Here is a 6,457-nt window from a genome sequence, read left to right on the forward strand (position 1 = left end):
TTTTTCCCGAGCCTTGAAATAAGAAAGCGAGGTTTGATTTTGTAAATCATTTTTTCCCGAGCCATGAAATGAGAAAGCGAGGTATGATTTTGTAAATCATTTTTTCCCGAGCCATGAAATGAGAGAGCGAGGCATGATTTTGTAAATCATTTTTTCCCAAGCTTTGAAATAAGAAAGCGAGGTATGATTTTGTAAATCATTTTTTTCCGAGCTAAGAAATAAGAAAGTGAGGTGTGAGTTTGCAGATTTTTAATCTTTCTAAAGCGGACGTTTGTTAGGCATGCCAGCCTTTCTTGGGTATTTATTTGGAGTTTCTTTTTTCTTCTCGACAATAGTAATGTAGCGAGGGTCTCCGTTAGGGAGTGTGTAACTGAGATTATCTTCAACCTTACTAAAGAGAAGGTTAAGGGCATTTTTAGCCTCAGTTAATTCCTCTGGGGCATTGCTAGCCTTAAGTGCTAGCAATTTTCCACCGACTTTTAAGTAGGGAATAGTCAACTCGGACAAGACCTGCATACGGGCAACAGCACGAGCTGTAACGATATCAAACTGAGCACGGAAGTTCTTACCTTGGGCGAAGTCTTCGGCACGTCCGTGATAGAAGTGAACATTTTCTAACCCTAGTTCTTGGGCTAATAGATTCAGAAAGTTAATTCGTTTATTGAGGGAATCAATAATGGTTACATCTAGCTGAGGATAGAGAATCTTCATAGGGAGGCTAGGAAAACCTGCTCCAGCACCAATGTCTAAGAGTTTAATAGGCTGGTTTTCAATCAATCCCTGTAAAATAGGAGCGATGGAATCATAGAAGTGTTTGAGATAGACTTCTTCCTTTTCAGTAATAGCAGTCAGGTTGATCTTTTCATTCCATTCGACCAAAAGTTCAAAATAACGCTCAAATTGAACTTTTTGCTGGTCAGAAAGAATAATATTTTGTTCAGCAAGTAATGTGTAAAAAGTTTCTGGTTTCATAGTAGTTTCCTTCTTTAGTGTCATCTTATTTTACCACAAAAAGATAGAAATTTGATATACTGGTACTAATCTAAAAACAGAAAGGAGATATCAGATGAATTGGATTATTCTTGGAGTTCTTGCTCTTATTGGTATCTTTGTGATTATTACCTATAATGGATTGGTTAAAAATCGCATGCAAACTAAAGAGGCATGGAGTCAGATTGATGTTCAGTTGAAACGTCGTAACGATCTCTTGCCAAACTTGATTGAGACCGTGAAAGGATATGCAAAGTATGAAGGTTCAACGCTTGAAAAAGTTGCAGAACTTCGTAATCAAGTAGCAGCAGCAACTTCACCAGCAGAAGCTATGAAGGCTAGTGATGCTCTTACACGTCAGGTTTCAGGAATCTTTGCAGTTGCAGAAAATTATCCAGACCTAAAAGCGAGTGGCAACTTTGCACAGTTGCAAGAGGAGTTGACCAATACTGAAAATAAAATCTCTTACTCTCGCCAACTCTACAATAGTGTTGTTAGCAACTATAATGTTAAATTAGAAACATTCCCAAGCAACCTAGTTGCTGGACTCTTTGGTTTTAAAGTGGCTGATTTCCTTCAAACACCTGAAGAAGAAAAGGCAGTACCAAAGGTTGATTTTAGTGGTTTAGGTGACTAGGATGTTGTATGATCAAATCGCGAGTAATAAGCGAAGAACTTGGATTTTGTTGCTGGTATTTTTCCTACTTTTAGCTCTTGTTGGCTATGCAATTGGTTACCTCTTTATGCGGTCTGGTCTTGGTGGCTTAGTTATCGCTCTGATTATCGGCTTTATCTATGCCTTGTCCATGATTTTTCAATCAACAGAGATTGTCATGTCCATGAATGGTGCGCGTGAGGTAAATGAGCAGACAGCACCAACTCTCTATCATGTCGTGGAAGATATGGCTATGGTGGCGCAAATCCCTATGCCACGTGTCTTCATCATCGATGATGCCAGCTTAAATGCCTTTGCTACGGGTTCAAATCCCCAAAATGCAGCGGTAGCAGCAACGTCAGGACTCCTTGCAATTATGAATCGTGAAGAGTTAGAGGCGGTTATTGGTCATGAAGTCAGTCACATTCGTAACTATGATATTCGTATTTCTACGATCGCGGTTGCCCTTGCTAGTGCTATCACCATGCTTTCTAGTATGGCAGGTCGTATGATGTGGTGGGGTGGTGCAGGCCGTGGTCGTAGAAGTGATGACCGAGATAGTGGTGGACTTGAAATTATTATGCTAGTTGTTTCTCTTCTAGCAATTATTTTGGCTCCCCTAGCAGCAACCTTGGTACAACTAGCCATCTCTCGTCAGCGAGAATTTTTAGCAGATGCTTCCAGTGTAGAGTTGACTCGTAATCCTCAAGGTATGATCAATGCCCTTCGTAAGCTGGACCATAGTCAGCCTATGAGTCATCATGTGGATGATGCTAGCAGTGCACTTTACATCAACGATCCTCAAAAACGAGGTGGCTTGCAAAAACTCTTCTATACTCATCCGCCAATCTCAGAACGGATTGAGCGTTTGAAACATATGTAAAAACATCCAGAGATTTTCCTCTGGATGTTTGCATCAATCACCTCACTTGTGACTTGTCCTATCACAAAAAAGTAGTATAATATATGTAATTAAATACTAGTGAGGTGGATCATGTATAAGCGTTGGATGACCTTTTTCTTGATTTTGATTTTCATTCCAATACATTTGAGTATAGCTGACAAAGTCATGAGGACAAATTCATTAGCCCTCTCAATCATTTTTACATTTGTTGAGCTTGCAATATTTTTTTATGTAGGAAGAAAGTATGACCTGTTTCACATTCGAAAAATCAGCCTAAAAGATATGTTGAAGTGGCTTCTCTCCTACGCCTTGCTTTTCTTATTTTATATGTTGGTCAATTTTTTAGGACCTACCCAATCAGACACTACTCAATCAATTCAAAGTTTATCACTTTCATTGCCTGTGCTCTTTCTAGATCTCTGTATTTTAGCACCAGTAACGGAAGAAATTTTTATGCGAGGACTGTTACAAGGGACAGTATTTAAGAATACATATATTGGCTTGGTTGCCACATCGGTTCTCTTTGCTTATCTACATGGCCCCTATACGATTCCTAGTTTTATCACCTATTTAGGTATGGGGTTGGCATTTGGTATAAGGTATAAGACTTCTGACAATCTTTGGAATTCTATTCTTTTACATTTCCTCAATAATCTAGTTGCATTTTGCTTTATGTATTTGATATAATCTCCAAATTAGAATGCTTTGAGTTTTAAACATAGGTAAAAACTATTTTTATCTTATACAACCGAAATAATAGTCAGTCATGAGCTGGCTTGTAGAGTATGTAGCAGAACCTTCTATAGCAAGGCTCCTGAAAAACTCTTCTATCCTAAACACTTAAACTCAGAACAAATTGAGCACATTCAACGAGTCTGGGCAAAAAGTCTTTAAAATCAAAAAACGCATCATATTGAACTGAACCCCAAAAGTTAGACAGAAAAAATCTAACTTTTGGGGTATTTTTATTATGAAATTAACTTATGATGATAAAGTTCAGATCTATGAACTTAGAAAACAAGGATATAGCTTAGAGAAGCTTTCAAATAAATTTGGGATAAACAATTCTAATATTAGGTACATGATTAAATTGATTGATCGTTACGGAATAGAGTTCGTCAAAAAAGGAAAAAATCGTTACTATTCTCCTGATTTAAAACAAGAAATGATTAATAAAGTCTTACATGAAGGCTGAACTAAAGATAGAGTTTCTCTTGAATACGGACTCCCAAGTCGTACGATACTTCTTAATTGGCTAGCACAATACAAGAAAAACGGGTATACTATTGTTGAGAAAACAAGAGGGAGAGTACCTAAAATGGGACGTAAACGTAAGAAAACTTGGGAAGAAATGACAGAACTAGAGCGACTCCAAGAGGAGAATGAACTCTTACGTACCGAGGTGGATTACTTAAAAAAGTTAAAAGAGCCGGAAGACAGGGACGAAGCCATACAGCGAGAAAGGCAGAGACAATTAGAGAAATGGCTTCAGAAGGATTTCGACTAGATTTACTTCTTGAAGTGGCTCGTTTACCTCGCTCAACTTACTACTATCAGTTGAAGGAACTAGATGGGCTTGACAAAGATAAAGATCTTAAAGCTGAAATTCAAGCTATTTTTACTGAGCACATAGGAAATTATGGCTATCGCCGAATAACTCTTGAATTGAGGAATCGTGGTCATATAGTAAACCATAAGAAGGTCCAACGTCTGATGAAAATCCTTGGTTTAAGTGCTCGAATTCGTCATAAACGGAAATATTCTTCTCATAAAGGAGACGTTGGCAAGAAAGCAGATAACCTTATTCAACGCCAATTTGAAGCAGCCAAACCAATGGAAAAGTGCTACACAGATGTGACAGAATTTGCCATTCCAGCAAGTATTCAAAAGCTTTACTTATCACCAGTTTTAGATGGCTTTAATAGCGAAATTATCGCCTATAATCTTTCAACTTCACCAAACTTAGAACAAGTGAAAGCTATGTTAAACCAGGCCTTCAGTGAGGAACATTACACAAATACTATTCTCCATAGTGATCAAGGATGGCAATATCAACACGATTTTTATCACAGGTTTTTAGAGAGTAAGGGAATTCAGCCATCTATGTCACGTAAAGGCAACAGCCCAGACAACGGCATGATGGAATCTTTCTTTGGCATTTTGAAAGCGGAAATGTTTTATGGTTACGAGAAGACGTTTAAATCACTTAATCAATTGGAACAAGCTATTGTGGACTACATTGATTACTACAACAATAAACGAATTAAGGTAAAACTAAAACATACTAAGATTAGTAGTGAGGAAATCTCCGACGGGAGAAAGTACTCACTACTTTTTCGTTATGTTAAAGTAGTGGTGTCTTGTTAAGTCGATAAGTCCTTTGGCGCTAGACGTCGTAACTAAAACTGACAAGACACCTGTTTTAGGAAGAATGTTATCAAAGTATGTGGGACGAAAAACGTCGAGTATTGAAAATGACATCACTAAAGCAAGGAATCATTCAAGACAAAGAGGTAATATCATGCGAGTAGTTTTTGGGATTGACGTGAGTAAAGCAAGTTCAGAAGTGGCCATCTTGGTCAATGGAGAAAAAGTACATGGCTATACCATTCCCAATGATGCCATCGGATTTAATCGACTACTTGGGGACTTGAAGACTGTTCACGATCCAGAGATTGTCTTCGAGGCGACTGGTGTCTATTCTCGTCGTCTTCAGGCCTTCTTTGAGGATAATAGTTACGCTTATACACGGCTCAATCCCTTAGAATCCAAAAAACAACTAGATAGCTTACGAGTACGTAAAACCGATAAGATTGACGCTGAAAAACTAGCTGCTTCTCAGTTCATCCTCAATCGTAAACCAAGCTATGTCCAAGAAGCGCTTTATCAAGAATTACGCGATCTCAGCCGTTTCTATCAGAATCTTACTGAGGATATCGTCTGCGCTAAAAACCGTCTGCACAAGGTTTTACAGTTCACTTTTCCTGAATTGGAAAACATATTGTCGGCACCAACTGGGGAACAATATTGGAACTTGGTCATGACTTTTCCATGTAATAGTTTTGTACTGGAGTTAGATGACGCCACATTAACAGCTATCATCCGTCAGTCTACGGCGAAACGCATCTCTGAAAAACGTGTGACTTACTTAGTAGATAAGCTTACAAAACTAGCTAATCAGTCTTATTGTGCGGTCAAAAAAAACTCTCCAGTGATAGAAGAGGTCAAATACTATGCAGGGGAGTTACTTAGGCTTTCTGAACACAGACAAGGTGTTCTAGAGGAGATGGTAGCATTGGCTCAATCTTTGCCAGAATATGAGATTCTTCTCTCTATTCCTGGAATAGCTGAAACCACAGCGACAAGTATTATTGGCGAACTTGGTGACATTCGTCGATTTCACTCTGCCAATCAAATCAATGCTTTTATCGGAATTGACCTCAGACACTATGAATCTGGAAACTTTCTAGCCAAGGAACATATCACTAAACGTGGGAATCCCTATGCCAGAAAGATTCTCTTTAAGTGCATTCATAACATAGCTTCAGCTAGCCACACCAATCCTTGTCATATCGCAGACTTCTATGAGAAACGGAAAAGACAATCGCAAGTGACTTCAACCAAACCACACACGATTGCCTCTATACATCGTCTCATTAGAACAATGTATTACCTTATAACGCATAACAAACTTTACGATTATACTTCTACCCAAAATCGGTAAAATTGTTTATGCCATATTATTGTAACGCCTTATCAAAAAAAATCACCAGATAAGGTGTTGGTTTAGTGTACACTTTTTTCACTAAACTTTAGTTCAGAAAAAGACAATTTCCTTAGTTTGACTATGGAAATCAAACTATTTTTCATCAAATACCTTGATATACTTGACAAATGGTAGAAAAGGA

5 protein-coding genes and 1 pseudogene are annotated in these 6,457 nt (G+C 38.2%); 5 read left to right on the plus strand and 1 reads right to left on the minus strand.

Annotated elements, in window-relative coordinates; genetic code table 11:
- Positions 1–258 precede the first annotated feature (258 nt).
- Complete coding sequence (gene rsmG / locus ADF68_RS06220; protein WP_049549070.1) at positions 259–972, minus strand: 16S rRNA (guanine(527)-N(7))-methyltransferase RsmG; 714 nt, start codon at positions 970–972, stop codon at positions 259–261.
- 94 nt (positions 973–1,066) lie between these two features.
- Here rsmG and ADF68_RS06225 point away from each other — a divergent pair, with 94 nt between their 5' ends.
- From ADF68_RS06225 to ADF68_RS06255, 5 genes and pseudogenes are all read left to right on the plus strand, one after another.
- Positions 1,067–1,627: a LemA family protein gene (locus ADF68_RS06225; RefSeq protein ID WP_049549071.1), complete on the plus strand. Its 561-nt coding sequence runs from the start codon at positions 1,067–1,069 to the stop codon at positions 1,625–1,627.
- A gap of 1 nt (position 1,628) precedes the next feature.
- A complete protein-coding gene (gene htpX, locus ADF68_RS06230; protein ID WP_049549072.1) occupies positions 1,629–2,528 on the plus strand; it encodes a zinc metalloprotease HtpX in 900 nt (299 codons plus the stop codon).
- 111 nt (positions 2,529–2,639) lie between these two features.
- Complete coding sequence (locus ADF68_RS06235) at positions 2,640–3,236, plus strand: CPBP family intramembrane glutamic endopeptidase (RefSeq protein ID WP_049549073.1); 597 nt, start codon at positions 2,640–2,642, stop codon at positions 3,234–3,236.
- Positions 3,237–3,519: 283 nt separating this feature from the next.
- A pseudogene (locus ADF68_RS10555) lies at positions 3,520–4,916 on the plus strand (IS3 family transposase).
- 154 nt (positions 4,917–5,070) lie between these two features.
- Positions 5,071–6,273: an IS110 family transposase gene (locus ADF68_RS06255; protein ID WP_049548761.1), complete on the plus strand. Its 1,203-nt coding sequence runs from the start codon at positions 5,071–5,073 to the stop codon at positions 6,271–6,273.
- Positions 6,274–6,457: the final 184 nt, after the last annotated feature.

This window comes from Streptococcus pseudopneumoniae (genome assembly GCF_001068775.1).
In the GTDB taxonomy this organism is placed as follows: domain Bacteria; phylum Bacillota; class Bacilli; order Lactobacillales; family Streptococcaceae; genus Streptococcus; species Streptococcus pseudopneumoniae_N.